The organism is Sinorhizobium fredii, from assembly GCF_002944405.1.
GTDB classification, from domain to species: Bacteria; Pseudomonadota; Alphaproteobacteria; order Rhizobiales; family Rhizobiaceae; genus Sinorhizobium; species Sinorhizobium fredii_C.
The window spans coordinates 300055-314670 of the sequence record NZ_CP024307.1; the positions used below are offsets into that span (position 1 = coordinate 300055).

Here is a 14616-nt window from a genome sequence, read left to right on the forward strand (position 1 = left end):
GGGGGCGATGCGAATTCTGATGGTGCTCGCCCACCCGCTCGAGGACAGCTTTGCGGCGAGCGTCGCGCGCGCCGCCAAGGAGACCCTGGAAAGCCGCGGCAACACCGTCGATCTGCTCGATCTCTATCGCGAAGGTTTCGATCCGTGCCTGAGCGCTGCCGAGCGCGCCAGCTATTTCTCCCAGCGATATGATGCCTCCGAAGTTGCCGGCTGGATCGGGCGGCTGCAGGCGGCCGACGGGCTGATGCTCGTCTTTCCACAATGGTGGTTCAATTTTCCGGCGATCCTGAAAGGCTTCTTCGACCGGGTCTTCGCTCCAGGTGTCGCCTTCGACCATGATCTAGCGGGCGGATGCATCATCCCGCGGCTCACCAACATTAAGCTCTTTTGCGCTCTGACGACCACCGGCTCGCCCTGGTGGGTCGTCCATCTCTATATGGGCAACCCGGTTCGCCGCCTGCTGAAGCGCGGCATCGCCGCCTTCTGCAGCAAGGATGTCAGGTTCCGCATGGTCAGCCTTCACGATATGGATCGGGCGACTGAGGCGAAGCGCAAGCGCCATATCGAGCGCGTCCGCGCCCTGATGAGCCGGATCTGATCAGCTCATTCGAAGGTCGCGAGGAATTTCCGGAGCAGCGCGTCGAGCGCCTCCCGTTCCTCGGGCTCAAGGCCCGCGATCAGGCGCTGCTGGTTGGCGACGTGCGCCGCCGCCGCTGCATCGATGCGCTTCAAGCCGTTCGGCGTCAACGCGATGATCACGCCGCGTCGGTCTTCGGGATTGTCCAGGCGCTCGACGAGGCCTGCTCTTTCGAGTTGGTCGATGCGGTTGGTCATGGTGCCGGAGGTCACCATTGTTGCCGCAAGCAGTTCGCCGGGCGAAAGTTGAAACGGCGGACCGGAACGGCGGAGCGTCGCCAGCACGTCGAAGCTTGCCGAAGTGAGATCGTATTCGGCAAAGACTGCCTCCTGCTCCCGGGCGATATGGGCCCTGAGCCTCCCCAAGCGTCCGAGGAGACCCATGGCGGCGACGTCCAGTTCCGGCCGCTCCCGGCGCCACTGGGCCAGGATCCGATCCACGTGGTCCTTGTCGCTGTGTTTCATATGCACCCCCGGCATGACAGGCGGAGCCGCTCCGCGCCTTCACCATGGCACTACTAAGTGGGTGTCTTGACGTCAAGATAAACTCCGCTACAGTTATCTTGATGTCAAGTTACTTTAGGCAAAGATAATGAAGCAGAACCTCGACCTTGCCTTTACCGCCATAGCCCCGGCGATCTGGGGAAGCACCTATCTGGTTACCACCGAATTTCTGCCGGCCGGCTACCCGCTGACGGTGGCTATGCTGAGAGCGCTGCCGGCCGGCCTGCTGTTGCTGCTCGTCGTTCGGCAGATACCGAAGGGCATCTGGTGGCCGCGCAGCTTTCTGCTCGGCGCGCTGAACTTCTCGTTCTTCTGGGCGATGCTGTTCGTCTCGGCCTACCGCCTTCCGGGCGGCGTCGCCGCGACCGTCGGTGCCATCCAGCCGCTGATCGTCGTCATGCTGTCGCGTGTCGTGCTTGGTTCGCCGGTCAAGGCGCTGAGCGTCATTGCCGGCATCGCCGGCATTGCCGGGGTGGCGCTGCTGGTGCTGACGCCCGGGGCTGCACTCGATCCGCTGGGCGTCGCGGCCGGTCTTGCCGGCGCGGTCTCCATGGCCTTCGGGACGGTGCTGAGCCGGCATTGGGCGCCGCCGGTCTCGCCGCTGACCTTCACCGCCTGGCAACTGGCGGCCGGCGGGCTTCTCCTCGTGCCCGTGGCATTGTTCTTCGAACCCTCGCTGCCACCGCTCACCGCCTCCCATTTGATGGGATTCGCCTATCTCGGCCTGATCGGCGCCGCCTTCACCTATCTTCTATGGTTCCGCGGATTGTCACGACTGGAGCCGTCCCAGGTCTCGCCGCTCGGCTTCCTGAGCCCCGTGGTGGCGATCCTGCTTGGCTGGGGCGTGCTTGGGCAGCAGGTGACGGCGGTGCAAGCGATCGGGATCGCCGTCGTGTTCGCCAGTGTATGGATGAGTCAGCAGGCGCAGATGGCGCGGCGTGCCGAGTCCCTTAGGACATAGCAATCGAATTATGCAGGGGCATCGCCGCGCTCAAATCCATCCTTCGATGGCTGGACATGTGAGCTGAGGCACCCGGCTACACCCCCCTCTGCACGGCAGGGCAGAGGGGGGTGTAGCCGGGTGCCAGCGCAAGACTTACATAGACTCAAGCCCACTCGCCCTGGCGCATGACGGGCACGCGGCCGCCATCGGCGCGCACGCCTTCGATGTCGACCTTGCCGGAGCCGATCATCCAGTCGATATGGATCAGGCTCGAATTGCCGCCTTGGGCGCGGATCTGTTCCTCGCTGAGGCTGGCGCCGCCGAGGAAGCACTTCGAGTAGCACTGGCCGAGCGCGATGTGGCAGGAGGCGTTCTCGTCGAAGAGCGTGTTGTAGAAGAGGATGCCGGAAGCCGAGATCGGCGAGGAATGCGGCACCAGCGCCACTTCGCCGAGCCGGCGGGCGCCGTCATCGGTGTCGAGCACCTTCTTCAGCACTTCCTCGCCCCGGGATGCCTTGGCCTCGACGATGCGGCCGCCCTCGAAGCGGACCTGGATGTTGTCGATCAGCGTGCCCTGATGCGACAGAGGCTTTGTGCTCGACACATGCCCCTCGACGCGCAAGGCATGCGGCGTCGTGAAGACCTCCTCGGTCGGAATGTTCGGGTTGCAGGTGATGCCGTTCTTCGCGCTGGAAGCGCCGCCGTGCCATTCGTGGCCGTCGGCGAGGCCGACCGTCAGGTCGGTGCCTGGGCCGGTGAAATGCAGCGCGGAGAAGCGCTCCTCGTTCAGCCAGGCCGAACGCCGGCGGAGATTGGCGTTGTGCTCCGCCCAGGCGGCGATCGGGTCGTCGGCGTCGACGCGGGAGGCGGCGAAGATGGCGCTTGCCAGCTTCTCGACGGCGATCGCCTCCGGATCGTCCGGAAACACCTGCTTCGCCCAGGAGGGATTCGGATAGGAGACGATGTTCCAGTTGATGTCGAAATTGGAAATCTTTTCGAGCGCCGGCTTGTAGGCGATCGAGTTCGCCCTGTTGGCGCGGGCGACCTTTTGCGGGTCCTCGGACGCAAGCAGCATCGGATTGTCGCCGGCGATCGCCAGACGCGCCGCGCCGCCGGCAAAGGCCTTCGCCATGCCCTCGTAGAGCCAGTCGCTGGCCCGGTCGAAGCTCTCGTCCGGCGCATGGGCGTAGCGGGCGAGCGTCGCCTCCTCGTCGGCATAAAAGGTCGTTACCAGCCCGGCGCCGGCCATATAGGCATGCCTGGTGATGAGACGCACCAGCGGCAGCGCGGCGATCGGCGCGGTCATCACCAGGTCCTGCCCGCGCTGCAATTGCAGGCCGACCTTGATGGCGACCTCGGCAAGCTTGTCGAGCTTGGCAGGGTCGACGGGATTTCTGGCCGACTGGAGGGGGGCGTTCATGGCAGCTCCTTCTCGGATGTTATGCGGATACGCCCGTTTTAGACCGCTTCCCGCAAAAACAGAAGGGTCCGTGTTTCACCAATCAGGCGGCGATCCTTGCCGTTTTCAGCAATGCCGCGTCGTGCTTCTCGAGGAACGCCATCAGCCGCTCGGCGTAATCGGCGGTCACTGCCGCCCTGACGCTCGGCCGCTCGGCCAGTGCCTTGCGCCAGGCGCCGACGCGCGGCAGACCATCGAAGATGCCATGCTCCGCAACCAAGTCGAACAGGTCGAAATAGCGGAAAATCGGCGCGAAGACGGCATCGACAAGGCTGAAATCGGCGCCCGCGAAATAGGGGCCGTGGCCGAGCTCCGCTTCGACCGTCTCGAACTTGGCCTTGAGGGCATTGCCCTTTGCGCCGAGCGTGTCGGCGTCCTGCGTGGTCTCGTAGACCCAGAGATCGGAAAGGATGGAGGAGCCGAACTCCATCCAGCCGCGGTGCCGTGCCCTCGCCAGAGGATCTGCCAGGTGGAGTTTCGCGCCCGGCTGAGTTTCTTCGAGATATTCGCAGATGACCGTGCTTTCGAAGAGGACCGCCCCGCCCCTGTCTTGCGGAATGCGCAGCAGAGGCACTTTGCCGAGCGGCGAGATCTTCAGGAACCAATCTGGCTTGTTCGCGAGGTCGATATAGACGCGCTCGAACGGCACGCCTTTTTCGGCAAGCGCAATCGCGGCGCGCTGCACATAGGGGCAGAGATGATGGCTGATCAGGGTCAGTGACGCGGTCATGGGAGCCTCCGCTGGTGAGAGAAGTATATGCAGTTGCATATATCTCGACTTGCCAACTGCGTCAAGATAGATGTAATTGCATGTATGAAAGGAATAGCCGGGCCGACATCAGCGACCACCGACGCATGGATAGGGCTCATGCGGGCGCAGCAGCGCGTTCTTGCGGCCATCGAAAAGGAGTTTAAGGCGGCAGGGCTCCCTCCGCTTTCCTGGTACGACGTGCTTTGGGAACTGGTGAAGGTCGAAGCAGGCAGACTACGCCCATTCGAGATCGAGGCCCGGACGCTGCTTGCCCAATATAATCTTTCCCGTCTGATCGATCGGCTGGAAAAGGAAGGATTGGTGCGCCGCGAATCCTATGACGAGGATGCGCGCGGTTGCTGGGTCACCGTCACCGAAGCGGGGAGGGCGATGCGGGCTCGCATGTGGGAGACCTATTCGCAGTCGATCGAGACGCATGTCGGCACGAAGCTCAGTGAGCCGGAGGCCAAGGCGCTCGCCGCGCTGCTTTCAAGACTCTCCTGACCTCGTCAGGCGATCAGCGGAGCGCCGATCGCCTTGAGCACCGCCTGCGCGTCCTTGGGCGCAAGCCGCACCTGCAGCCCGCGCTGGCCGCCGTTGATATAGACCAGCGCCTCGCCGAATGCCGCTTCCTCGATCGCCGTCGGCACGAGCTTCTTCTGGCCGAAGGGGCTGATGCCGCCGACATGGTAGCCGGTGAACCGCTCGGCGTCGGCCGGTTTCATCATGTTCGCCGACTTGCCGCCGAAGGCGGCGGCGAGCTTTTTCATGCTGACTTCCCGGTCGGAGGGCACGATGCAGCAGACCGGCTTGCCGTCCACCTCCGCCATCAGCGTCTTCAACACGCGCGACGGCTCCTCGCCGAGCGCCTCCGCCGCCTGCAGCCCGACGCGCTCGGCGCCCGGATCGTACTCGTAGCTGTGCACCGTGAAGGAGACGCCGGCCATAGTGAGCGTCTGAGTGGCGCGGGTCGTTTTGGACATCGCTCTTATGCGCCGAATTCCGCTTCGTAGAGCTCGGCCTTGAAGCCGACGACGAGCTTGCCGTCGGCTTCCAGCACCGGCCGCTTGATCATCGACGGCTGCTTGAGCATCAGCGCGATCGCCTTTTCGGCGGTGAGATCCTGCCTCTCCGCCTCAGGCAAATTGCGAAAGGTCATGCCCTGGCGATTGAGAACCGTTTCCCAGCCGAGCTCCGCGCACCAGCGCTCGAGGTGAGCGCGGTCGATGCCCTCGGCCTTGTAGTCGTGGAACCGGTAGGTCGTGCCGCGGCCGTCGAGCCAGCCGCGCGCCTTCTTCATCGTGTCGCAGTTCTTGATGCCGTAGATCGTGACCGTCATTGCTCGAACCTTCTTCCGCCGCATTCGGGATCACACATAGCCGCGCGCGGCGGCGGAGAAAAGTCCGGAAGCGGCGATCTCAGGTCACGCCGACATAGCGCCCGGGCCTGTGATTGATCGCCAGCATCATATTGACGACGGTTGCACCGAGGACCGACAGCATCAGATTGGCGGGCGGCAGCACGAAATAAGCGGCGGCCAGGATCGCGAGGTCGACCGCCAGCTGGAAGTAGCCGGCCCGGATGCCGCTCTTTTCCTGCAGGTAGATCGCCAGGATGTTGATGCCGCCGAGGCCGGTTCGATGGCGGAAGAGCACCAGCAGCCCCATCCCCATCAGCCCGCCGCCGACGACCGCCGCATAGATCGGGTCGAGCCGGGCGAACTCGACCCATTGCGTCGTAAGCCTGGAGAAGAGCGAGACGAGGCTGACCGCGAGGAAAGTCCGCAGCATGAAAAACCAGCCGAGACGTTTCACCGCCAGGATGTAGAAGGGCAGGTTGACGAGCGAGAACACCAGCCAAAAGCTGGTGCCGGTCGCATATTGCAGGAGCAGCGCCAGCCCGGCAGTGCTGCCGGTCAAGAGCACCGCCTTGCTGTAGATCACCACCCCAAGGGAGACGATGAGCGTGCCGGTCAGGATGGCGAGCACGTCCTCGTATAGTTTGTGGCGTTCGACCGGGGCGTCGACCGCTTCGCTGTCGGCTGTCATTCCGGCGATCCGATCAGAGGCTGGTGAATTTCTGGATGACACCGGCGACCTCCGCCGTCTTCAGCCCGGCAATATTGATGCGCCCCGAGCCCGGCATGTAGATGCCGTGCTCGGTCCTGAGCCGCATCACCTCCGCTTCGGTGAGCGGCAGCATCGAGAACATCCCTTCCTGGCCGGCGATCGCGCCCAAGCTCTGCCAGCGGCTCCTGAGGCCTTCCGCGAGCATTCTGCGGATACCGGTCATGCGCAGCCGCATGCCTTCCAATTCCTCGGCCCAGTCGCGGGCAAGTTCGGGATCGGCAAGAATCGTGCGGACGACCGCCGCGCCGTGGTCCGGCGGCATGGAATAGCTGGTGCGGGCAAGGCCGGCGAGATTGGAACGCACCGTATCGGCGGACGAGGACGAGGGGGTGATGGCGAAGATCGCGCCGGTGCGCTCGCGATAGAGTCCGAAGGACTTCGAGCAGGAAACCGCGACGAGCGCTTCCGGAACGACGGTCAAGAGGTGCCTGAGCCCGGCCACGTCCTGTTCAAGGCCGCGCCCAAAACCCTGATAGGCGAGATCGACGAGCGGCAGCAGGCCGCGCTCGGCAACGAGCGCCGCGATCTCCATCCATTGGGGTTCGGTCACGACGCCGCCTGTCGGGTTGTGGCAGCTCGCATGCAAGAGCACCGCGTCGCCGGCGGCAGCACCTTCGAGCGTGCTGACGAGATTGTCGAAGGTCACCGATTGCGCCGGAATATCGAAGAAGTCGTAGGTGGCGATCTCGAGGCCTGCTGCCTTGAAGATCGGCGCGTGGTTCGGCCAGCTCGGCAGGCCGAGCCAGATCTTCCGGCCGCCCATGCGGTAGATCAGGTCAGCCGCAAGCCGCAACGCGCCGGAGCCGCCGGGCGTCTGCACGCCGGCCACATGGCTGCGCTCGACCGTCTCGCCGCCGACGAGGGCCCAGAGGTGGTCGAGGAACACCAGATCTCCCTCGGGGCCGACATAAGCTTTCGTCTCCTGCGTCTCGAGCAGCCGCCTTTCCGCCGCCTTGACGGCGCGGAAGATCGGCGTGCGGCCGGTCTCGTCGCGATAGACGCCGACGCCAAGATCCACCTTACCGGGGCGTTCGTCCTTGCGGAACAGGCCGATCAGGGCCAGCAACGGATCGTCGGGTTGGCGGGCGAGGGCGTCGAACATGCTGGAGATCCTTGGAGCTGTGACCGGTCGATAGTCGTCTTGGGTTTGTTCAAAGGCAAGCCGCATCAGGGCTTTGACGGATCCTCTGTAAGATAAGCATGGCGCAAAATCGACGACATATTTGTCTGATTTCGCTAATGCTGGCGCGTGCTTTTGCGGTATACTGGGCATCAACTGCATCCCATTTGCGAAAACTCGGGAATGATGGAAATCGAACGAACGGAGCTGGATGCGACCGACCGGCGGATCATCAGGCTGCTGATCGAAGATGCGTCGCAGAGCAACAACGAACTCGCCGCCAAGGTGGGGCTGTCGCCGGCGCCGCTGTCGCGGCGGCTGGCGCGTCTCTACGCGACCGGCGTCATCCGCCAGACGGTCGTCGTCGACCCGAAGGCACTCGGCATCGGCTTCCACGCCTTTGTCGAGGTGACGCTGGAACGGACCGCCAGCAAGGTCGGGCAGCGCTTCATCGAGCTGGTGTCACGCATTCCGGAGGTGGTCGAGTGCCATACGGTCGCCGGCGATTTCGATTTCCTGCTGAAGATAGCGGTGCGCGATGTGGCGGATTACAAGCGCCTGCTCTGGAGCGAGTTCGAGCAGATCGCCGAAATCAAGACGCTGCGCTCGACGATCCTGCTCGACAGCCCGAAGCTGCAGGGTGGTTCGACGCCTTAGGAGCGGCCGGATCGTCAGGCTGAGGAAATGCCTGCGTGTGGGTCACGCCTCCAGCGTCCCCGGCCTGCGCCGAGCCCGCGACGGCCCGGGGCAGGCAATCTTCATCAGGTCAGATCGGCAGCGGGCGAAGCGGGTGGAGACGCGGGTGACGATCAAGCCGTCCTGCGGCGCCCGAACCTCGATCGCTCCATCAGCCACGCCGGGCCTGGCGAGGATCGTCGCCAGCAGGTCCCCGGCTTTGACCTGTTCGCCGGGGTCCCGGTGAAAGAGGATCGCCCCGGCTGCTGGCGCGCGAATCATCTCGATATTGTCGAGCGGCGCCACCACGCCGCCAAAGCTCGGGCGAGGATCGTCGTCCGCCGCGACGCCGCCGCGTCCGGCGAGAAACCGATAGACGCCCTCGGCATCCTTGCCGGCCAGGTCAGGATAGACATCGCGCGTGCCGCGCAGTTCCACGGTCACCGAAAGCCGGCCGGGCAGCGAGGTCTTCCTTTCGCCGGCGCTCCCGTATTTCCAGGCATAGGCAACGGCCTCCTCGAAGGCGGAGCTTTCCCCGTCGGAGAGGAGCACCGCCCGCATGTCGAGTGCGGCGGCGAGGTCCGCGGCCTCCGGCCAGAAGGCCTCGTCGATATAGGCGTATTGCAGTCCTTCGTCGTCGCAATGGAGGTCGAGCACTAGGTCGCAGCCGAGTGCCATGTGCAGCAGATGTCGCTTCAGCCGGTCGACCGCCGAATACTGTTCGAGATTCTCGATGAGGCCGCCGCGATCGCCAAGCCGGATCAGCGGAAAGTCGCGGTTGAAATTGGCGCGGGTGCCGAGATCGAAGCGGCCCTGCAGCTCGCCGAAATGCGCTTGCGCAGCGCCGATCGGGTTTGCCTGGGGAAGGACGGTGATGTCGCCGAGGATCATGCCTTCCCTCTCGGCCTGGCGCAGTCGGTCCAGGAGAAAATGAAGCAGTGCCGTGCCCGGCAGTTCGTTGGCGTGGAGGGCGGCCTGAATATAGCTCCGCGGTGCCCCGGCTCTGGTTCCAGTGAACCGGAACACCGGCAGACGCCACTCGACGCCCGGCGTATCACCGGCGATGATGATCTCGGAAACTTCCACTTTGCCGTCCTCAATGGTTCGGGCCATACCCGCGCAAGTCGTTATTTGCATGAGCCTCGCCATGCAAGCCGATTGACTGGCCGGATCAATCCTGATCGACCGTGGGCAGGTCGAGCGCGGAGCGCAGCACTCCCTTTCCCCGCTCATAGAGCATCGCATAGCGTGCCGGCTTCAACAGGTCGGCACGCGGCGTAAATCCCGCGACGACCTTGTTGAAGGGGATTGCGCCGCAGCCTGGCGCAAGGCATCGAATTTGCCTTTGGGACACTGGCTGAACTTGCGGAGGCGCCCGAGATAACGGTTGCTTCCCGGTTCGAACAGGAAGCCATCGACTTTCCATGTCCATCCTTGCCTTGGCATGGTGCTCCCATCGCTGAAGTTTGATGGTGCAAGTAGCCTATATCGGAGTTGCTCTGAAGCAACCGCCGCACCGCCTTATCCTCAGCGAACATTCCTGGTGTTGTCGATTTGAGGACGTGAACATCAGCGCCATGCATCTGAAGAGACGGATGGCGCTGCAGACCCCACAAAACCTTTGCTGGGCGAAGCTGGAGGACTGAGCCTCACTCCCACTCGATCGTGCCCGGCGGCTTCGAGGTCACATCGTAGACGACGCGGTTGATGCCGCGCACCTCGTTGATGATGCGGGTCGCGGCGCGGCCCAAGAATTCCATGTCGTAGTGGTAGAAGTCGGCGGTCATGCCGTCGACCGAGGTGACGGCGCGCAGCGCGCAGACGAATTCGTAGGTGCGCCCGTCGCCCATGACGCCGACCGTCTGCACCGGCAGCAGCACGGCGAAGGCCTGCCAGATGGCATCGTAAAGGCCCGCCTTGCGGATCTCGTCGAGATAGATTGCGTCCGCCTCGCGCAGGATTTCGAGCTTTTCGCGGGTGATGCCGCCCGGGCAGCGGATGGCAAGGCCGGGGCCGGGGAAGGGATGGCGGCCGATGAAGCTGTCGGGCAGTCCGAGTTCGCGGCCGAGCACGCGCACCTCGTCCTTGAAGAGTTCGCGCAGCGGCTCGACGAGCTGCATGTTCATGCGCTCCGGCAGGCCGCCGACATTGTGGTGCGACTTGATCGTCACCGATGGGCCGCCGGTGAAGGAAACGCTTTCGATCACGTCAGGATAAAGCGTGCCCTGGGCGAGGAAATCGGCGCCGCCGAGCTTCTTCGCCTCTTCCTCGAAGACCTCGATGAACAGCCGCCCGATGATCTTGCGCTTGGTTTCCGGATCGCTGACGCCCGTAAGTTCGCCGATGAAGCGGTCGGAGGCATCGATATGGAGGAGGTGCAGGTTGTAATGCTCTTGGAACATGGCGACGACGTTGGCCGCCTCGTCCTTGCGCATCAGACCGTGGTCGACGAGGATGCAGGTGAGCTGGTCGCCGACCGCCTCATGGATGAGGAGGGCCGCAACGGAGGAATCGACGCCGCCCGAAAGCGCGCAGATCACCTTCTTGTCGCCGACCTGCTCACGGATCGCCTCGACCGCCTTGGCGCGATAGGCCGACATCGTCCAGTCGCCCTTGATGCCGGCGATCTTGTGGACGAAGTTGGAGATGAGCTTGGCGCCGTCGGGCGTATGCACCACTTCCGGATGGAATTGCACGGCGTAATATTTGCGCTTCTCGTCGGCGATGAAGGCGAAGGGGGCGTTGGACGAGGTCGCCACCACCTCGAAGCCCTCGGGCAGTGCTGTCACCCGGTCGCCATGCGACATCCATACCTGGTGGCGCGAGCCGAGCGACCAGAGTCCGTCAAAGAGGGCGCAATCCTTCTCGACTTCGAGGAAGGCGCGGCCGAATTCGCGGTGATGGCCGCTTTCCACCTTGCCGCCGAGCTGGGCGCACATGGTCTGCTGGCCGTAGCAGATGCCGAAGACCGGCAGGCCGCTTTCGAAGATCACCGACGGCGCGCGCGGCGAGCCGATCTCGAGCGTCGAGGCCGGGCTGCCGGACAGGATCACCGCCTTCGGGTTCAGGCGCCTGAAGCCCTCTTCGGCCGACTGGAACGGCACGATTTCGCAATAGACGCCGGCCTCGCGTACGCGCCGGGCGATGAGCTGCGTCACCTGGCTGCCGAAATCGACGATCAGGACGGTGTCGGGATGGGCTGTCTGGGTCATGGCGGGCCTTCAGGCAAGCTTGAACATGGCGAGCCTTTAATGAAAGGCCGCCCTTGGCGCAACGATTTCATTGCACCCCGACAATTTAGGACCTGCTGCAGAACCGTCAGAGCCGGATTTGGCCCGTGTCGAGCGCCTTTTCCAGCCGGTCCACCGCGTCTGCCAGCTTCTCGTCGATGACGTGCAGATATTCCGTCCAGTCGTCGACATGCTTCAGCTCCGCCTTGCCGTCCGATATGCCGCGCAGCCCTATCAGCGGCACGTCGAAGGCCTGGCAGGCGCGCAGGACGGCATAGGTCTCCATCTCGACCATGTCGGCGTCGATCTCGTCATAGGCCTTGCCGGAGACGATACCGGCGCCGGTCGAAAGCCGCGCCTCCTTCACGCCCGGGACCCGATGCGGCAGCTTGACGACGGCGGGCAGATCGAGAAAGGGCGTCGCGCCCTTCTCGAAGCCGAGCGGCGAGGCGTCCATGTCGCGATAGCCGACCGAGGCCGCCTGGTAGATTTCCGTCTGTTCGAGCGTGGCGGAACCGGCGGAGCCGAGCGAGACGACGAGATCCGGCAGCCTGCCTGCGGCCTTGAGCTCGCAAAGCGCCTTGGTCAGGCCGACGGCCGCTTCGACCGGGCCGACGCCGGTCATCAGCGGCCTGATCCGGTGCTTGAGGCAGGGGCCGTATTCCAGGTTGACGGCCATCACGTAGAGGATGTTCTTACCGGCGACCGGCTTCAACTCGAAACTCATCCCTCGATCCCCTCGCGGCCGCGCACCACCATCATCGTTCCGGTCATCGAGGCGATTAGCTTTGCCGGTCCGTCGGATCGGACGGCATAGGCCTTGCCGTCCGAGACAATGATCGTCGTGCCGGGCTTCGTCACCTCGCCGCGGAAGAGAAAACGCTCGCCGCGGCCGGGCGAAAGGAGATTGACCTTGAACTCGATGGTCAGCAGCGATGCGTCGGGATCGATGAGCGAATAGCCCGCATAGGTGCCGGCGGCATCGAGCGCTGCCGAGATCACCCCGGCATGCAGCAGCCCGTGCTGCTGCGTCAGCTTGAGATCGAACGGCAATTCGATCTCCACCGTGCCCTGCTCAACGCGGGTAAGTTCCGCGCCGATCGTGCGCATGGCGGCCTGGCGGTCGAAACTCTCCCGGATGCGGGCGCGGAAATCGTGCGGCTCGCTGTCGTGCCTCAATTCAAAAAGCCCCTTGCTGAAACGGACCGGAATGCCCGATCGCGCCGACAGTTGCATGCGTCGCGACCGAGGACAAGCGCAATCGTCCGCACGGGCGAACCCGGTGCCGACGGACTTTCGGGACGCACGCCGCATCCATATATCATCCTGATGAGGAACTTCAGGCGCATAGAGATCCGCCCTGCCGTACCGGACGACGTGATGATGATCGCGTCGGTGCTGGTGAACACCTGGCGCGCGACCTTCCGCGGGATCATTTCCGATGCCTATCTCGACGCCATGAAGGTCGAGGACCAGGCGATCGGCCATGCGCGGCGAATGCGAATACCGGGCGCCTTCCTCCTGGTCGCCGTCGATCTCTCGGAAGATCGAGTGGTCGGTTTTGCGAATTACGGTCGGGCGCGGTCCATGCCGCCGGCCTTCGACCGGGAACTCTACGAGCTTTATCTTCTGCCGGAGTTCCATGGCGCGGGCATTGGTGCGGCGCTGGTGCGCACGGTCGCGGCCCACTGCCGGGAGCTGCAGGCCTCGTCGCTCTTCGCCTGGGTGCTGAAGGGCAATCCGAACCGGGCCTTCTACGAGCGGCTCGGCGCGCGGGCGGTGGGAGAGGGCCGGGTCAGCGTCGGCCGCGAGAGCCTCGAACAGATCGCCTATCGCTGGGATGACCTGGTCAAGCTTTCCGGTGCGGGAAATGTCGCGACCTGATTTAGAAGCGTCCTAATCCTTGCCGAGCCCGAGGATGTGCTGGTCCCAGGCGACGGCACTCTTCTGACCCTTGAACCGGCCATCATAAGTCGAGACGGCGAAGCCGGGTCTCGCGGCGGCAACGCCCGCCGCATCCACGACCCGTTCCTCCTTCAAGACCGCGCCCGTTTTCGCTTCGAGCGTCACGGCGACTTTGCCCTTCGGCGACGTGAGCGCGACAAGGTCCTCGCGGCGGTTGATGGCAATGGCGCCGACATAATTGGCGAGGGCGGCGGTCGTGCGCTCGGGGAGGGGGATAAAACTCAGCTCCTCCCCCTTTTTGAAATGCCCGACCAGCGGCGGCAGGTCGTTGCGCGCTCCCTCGTACTGGCAGGCAAACCAGATCCTGCCGTCGGCGCCGATATCGACGTGGCGGGTGGAAAGCTGCTTGAGCTCCGGCGGCAGGCCGTGTTTCTCGATGAGCGCGCCGGTCGCCGTATCGACCAGGGCGAGGCTCGGTTCCATGTGATCGAGATTGAGCTTGGTGCGGCCGAAATCCGGATGGGTCTCGATGCCGCCATTGGCGATTGCGAGCGTCCGGCCGTCGGCGGTCAGCGTCATGTCGTGCGGACCGATGCCATAGGTGGGGAATTCGCCTGTGCGGATGAAGCCGCGCGTCCCGTCGTAAACGCCGATCATGCCGCGATTGGCGGAGAAATCGTTCTCCGTGGCGTAGAGCAGCCGCCCGTCGGCGGAGAAGCAGCCGTGGCCGAAGAAGTGGCGGCCTTCGGCGGCGGAGATGACGACCGGCTCGGCGGTGCCGTCGGTCGCGAGGATCATGGCATAGGTTCCGGGCCGGCGCGCAAAGGCGACGGCGCGGCGGGCCGCCGGCGAGAAGGCCATGCCATGCGCCCGCGCCGGCAGTAGCGTCCGTTCGACGATCTCTCCCTCCTCCGTCAGCGTCGCCACGCCATAGCTGCCGTCCGGCGCCATGAAGGCCGAGGCGAAGACGGCATCCGCCCGCTCGAGCGCGAAGGCCCCGCTTGGGGCGAGCGTCGCCATCCAGGCGGCGCCGGCCATTTTGACGAAGCTGCGTCGATCGATGAGGGTTTTGGTGCTCATGCGTTTTTCCGCGTGGCCGACGACAGTGAACGTCTCTCGGCGGAGAGGCGATCCTGCAGCGCAACCCCTCCCCAACCCCTCCCCACAAGGGGGAGGGATTTACAATGCCGCGACCGATTCGGCCGCTTAGAGCGGATCCGCGAGTTCGGATGTCGCAGATGGCGCTCGGCGGGCCGCGGCGGGC

At 64.5% G+C, this 14616-nt stretch carries 17 protein-coding genes and 1 pseudogene; 5 read left to right on the forward strand and 13 right to left on the reverse strand.

Features of this window, described 5'->3' with window-relative positions; genetic code table 11:
- The first annotated feature begins 7 nt into the window (after positions 1 to 7).
- Complete coding sequence (locus NXT3_RS01435; RefSeq protein WP_097525480.1) at positions 8 to 598, forward strand: NAD(P)H-dependent oxidoreductase; 591 nt, start codon at positions 8 to 10, stop codon at positions 596 to 598.
- Between the two features lie 5 nt (positions 599 to 603).
- Here the strand turns inward: NXT3_RS01435 and NXT3_RS01440 are convergent, their stop codons facing one another.
- Positions 604 to 1101, reverse strand: coding sequence for a MarR family winged helix-turn-helix transcriptional regulator (locus NXT3_RS01440; protein ID WP_097525658.1), 498 nt, complete (start codon positions 1099 to 1101; stop codon positions 604 to 606).
- A 127-nt stretch (positions 1102 to 1228) separates the two neighbouring features.
- Between NXT3_RS01440 and NXT3_RS01445 the strand changes: the two genes are divergently transcribed.
- Positions 1229 to 2101, forward strand: coding sequence for an EamA family transporter (locus NXT3_RS01445; RefSeq protein ID WP_097525481.1), 873 nt, complete (start codon positions 1229 to 1231; stop codon positions 2099 to 2101).
- A gap of 145 nt (positions 2102 to 2246) precedes the next feature.
- Here NXT3_RS01445 and NXT3_RS01450 read toward each other — a convergent pair whose 3' ends face one another.
- Positions 2247 to 3503: an aminopeptidase gene (locus NXT3_RS01450; protein ID WP_097525482.1), complete on the reverse strand. Its 1257-nt coding sequence runs from the start codon at positions 3501 to 3503 to the stop codon at positions 2247 to 2249.
- 82 nt (positions 3504 to 3585) lie between these two features.
- The gene (locus NXT3_RS01455) at positions 3586 to 4272 is read right to left on the reverse strand and encodes a glutathione S-transferase family protein (protein ID WP_097525483.1); all 687 of its coding nucleotides are present in this window, start codon (positions 4270 to 4272) and stop codon (positions 3586 to 3588) included.
- An 84-nt stretch (positions 4273 to 4356) separates the two neighbouring features.
- On the opposite strand from NXT3_RS01455, the gene NXT3_RS01460 reads away from it, so the two are divergent.
- Complete coding sequence (locus tag NXT3_RS01460) at positions 4357 to 4797, forward strand: MarR family winged helix-turn-helix transcriptional regulator (protein WP_179864732.1); 441 nt, start codon at positions 4357 to 4359, stop codon at positions 4795 to 4797.
- Positions 4798 to 4802: 5 nt separating this feature from the next.
- Here NXT3_RS01460 and ybaK read toward each other — a convergent pair whose 3' ends face one another.
- The 4 genes from ybaK to tatA form a co-directional block, all read right to left on the reverse strand.
- Complete coding sequence (gene ybaK / locus NXT3_RS01465; protein WP_097525484.1) at positions 4803 to 5276, reverse strand: Cys-tRNA(Pro) deacylase; 474 nt, start codon at positions 5274 to 5276, stop codon at positions 4803 to 4805.
- A 5-nt stretch (positions 5277 to 5281) separates the two neighbouring features.
- Positions 5282 to 5632, reverse strand: coding sequence for an ArsC family reductase (locus tag NXT3_RS01470; RefSeq protein ID WP_037421007.1), 351 nt, complete (start codon positions 5630 to 5632; stop codon positions 5282 to 5284).
- A gap of 79 nt (positions 5633 to 5711) precedes the next feature.
- Positions 5712 to 6341, reverse strand: coding sequence for a YitT family protein (locus NXT3_RS01475; protein ID WP_097537699.1), 630 nt, complete (start codon positions 6339 to 6341; stop codon positions 5712 to 5714).
- A 13-nt stretch (positions 6342 to 6354) separates the two neighbouring features.
- Entirely contained in the window at positions 6355 to 7524 is a 1170-nt protein-coding gene (gene tatA, locus NXT3_RS01480; RefSeq protein WP_097525659.1) for a tyrosine aminotransferase, read from the reverse strand.
- A 204-nt stretch (positions 7525 to 7728) separates the two neighbouring features.
- Here tatA and NXT3_RS01485 point away from each other — a divergent pair, with 204 nt between their 5' ends.
- Positions 7729 to 8199, forward strand: coding sequence for an Lrp/AsnC family transcriptional regulator (locus tag NXT3_RS01485; RefSeq protein WP_037421085.1), 471 nt, complete (start codon positions 7729 to 7731; stop codon positions 8197 to 8199).
- A 42-nt stretch (positions 8200 to 8241) separates the two neighbouring features.
- On the opposite strand, the gene NXT3_RS01490 is transcribed toward NXT3_RS01485, so the two are convergent.
- From NXT3_RS01490 to NXT3_RS01510, 5 genes and pseudogenes are all read right to left on the reverse strand, one after another.
- Positions 8242 to 9303, reverse strand: a complete 1062-nt coding sequence (locus NXT3_RS01490; RefSeq protein ID WP_097525660.1) for a M14 family metallopeptidase — start codon at positions 9301 to 9303, stop codon at positions 8242 to 8244.
- A gap of 85 nt (positions 9304 to 9388) precedes the next feature.
- Positions 9389 to 9639 (reverse strand): annotated as a pseudogene (locus NXT3_RS01495) (hypothetical protein); the annotation flags it as partial.
- Positions 9640 to 9866: 227 nt separating this feature from the next.
- Positions 9867 to 11429, reverse strand: a complete 1563-nt coding sequence (gene guaA / locus NXT3_RS01500; protein WP_037420999.1) for a glutamine-hydrolyzing GMP synthase — start codon at positions 11427 to 11429, stop codon at positions 9867 to 9869.
- Between the two features lie 106 nt (positions 11430 to 11535).
- Positions 11536 to 12174 (reverse strand): 5'-methylthioadenosine/S-adenosylhomocysteine nucleosidase, encoded by a 639-nt coding sequence (locus NXT3_RS01505; RefSeq protein ID WP_104838683.1) that lies wholly within the window; start codon positions 12172 to 12174, stop codon positions 11536 to 11538.
- Positions 12171 to 12557, reverse strand: a complete 387-nt coding sequence (locus NXT3_RS01510; protein ID WP_234819746.1) for a PaaI family thioesterase — start codon at positions 12555 to 12557, stop codon at positions 12171 to 12173. Before NXT3_RS01510 ends, NXT3_RS01505 begins: the two co-directional genes overlap by 4 nt.
- 219 nt (positions 12558 to 12776) lie before the next feature.
- Here NXT3_RS01510 and NXT3_RS01515 point away from each other — a divergent pair, with 219 nt between their 5' ends.
- Complete coding sequence (locus NXT3_RS01515; RefSeq protein WP_199773314.1) at positions 12777 to 13331, forward strand: GNAT family N-acetyltransferase; 555 nt, start codon at positions 12777 to 12779, stop codon at positions 13329 to 13331.
- A 12-nt stretch (positions 13332 to 13343) separates the two neighbouring features.
- Here the strand turns inward: NXT3_RS01515 and NXT3_RS01520 are convergent, their stop codons facing one another.
- Positions 13344 to 14432: a DUF1513 domain-containing protein gene (locus NXT3_RS01520; protein ID WP_104838684.1), complete on the reverse strand. Its 1089-nt coding sequence runs from the start codon at positions 14430 to 14432 to the stop codon at positions 13344 to 13346.
- Between the last annotated feature and the right edge of the window lie 184 nt (positions 14433 to 14616).

Coding starts and splice junctions, on each gene's coding strand:
- NXT3_RS01435 (WP_097525480.1), top strand. CDS start 8: ATGCGAATTCTGATGGTGCTCGCCCACCCGCTCGAGGACAGCTTTGCG.
- NXT3_RS01440 (WP_097525658.1), bottom strand. CDS start 1,101: ATGAAACACAGCGACAAGGACCACGTGGATCGGATCCTGGCCCAGTGG.
- NXT3_RS01445 (WP_097525481.1), top strand. CDS start 1,229: ATGAAGCAGAACCTCGACCTTGCCTTTACCGCCATAGCCCCGGCGATC.
- NXT3_RS01450 (WP_097525482.1), bottom strand. CDS start 3,503: ATGAACGCCCCCCTCCAGTCGGCCAGAAATCCCGTCGACCCTGCCAAG.
- NXT3_RS01455 (WP_097525483.1), bottom strand. CDS start 4,272: ATGACCGCGTCACTGACCCTGATCAGCCATCATCTCTGCCCCTATGTG.
- NXT3_RS01460 (WP_179864732.1), top strand. CDS start 4,357: ATGAAAGGAATAGCCGGGCCGACATCAGCGACCACCGACGCATGGATA.
- ybaK (WP_097525484.1), bottom strand. CDS start 5,276: ATGTCCAAAACGACCCGCGCCACTCAGACGCTCACTATGGCCGGCGTC.
- NXT3_RS01470 (WP_037421007.1), bottom strand. CDS start 5,632: ATGACGGTCACGATCTACGGCATCAAGAACTGCGACACGATGAAGAAG.
- NXT3_RS01475 (WP_097537699.1), bottom strand. CDS start 6,341: ATGACAGCCGACAGCGAAGCGGTCGACGCCCCGGTCGAACGCCACAAA.
- tatA (WP_097525659.1), bottom strand. CDS start 7,524: ATGTTCGACGCCCTCGCCCGCCAACCCGACGATCCGTTGCTGGCCCTG.
- NXT3_RS01485 (WP_037421085.1), top strand. CDS start 7,729: ATGGAAATCGAACGAACGGAGCTGGATGCGACCGACCGGCGGATCATC.
- guaA (WP_037420999.1), bottom strand. CDS start 11,429: ATGACCCAGACAGCCCATCCCGACACCGTCCTGATCGTCGATTTCGGC.
- NXT3_RS01505 (WP_104838683.1), bottom strand. CDS start 12,174: ATGAGTTTCGAGTTGAAGCCGGTCGCCGGTAAGAACATCCTCTACGTG.
- NXT3_RS01510 (WP_234819746.1), bottom strand. CDS start 12,557: ATGCGCACGATCGGCGCGGAACTTACCCGCGTTGAGCAGGGCACGGTG.
- NXT3_RS01515 (WP_199773314.1), top strand. CDS start 12,777: ATGAGGAACTTCAGGCGCATAGAGATCCGCCCTGCCGTACCGGACGAC.
- NXT3_RS01520 (WP_104838684.1), bottom strand. CDS start 14,432: ATGAGCACCAAAACCCTCATCGATCGACGCAGCTTCGTCAAAATGGCC.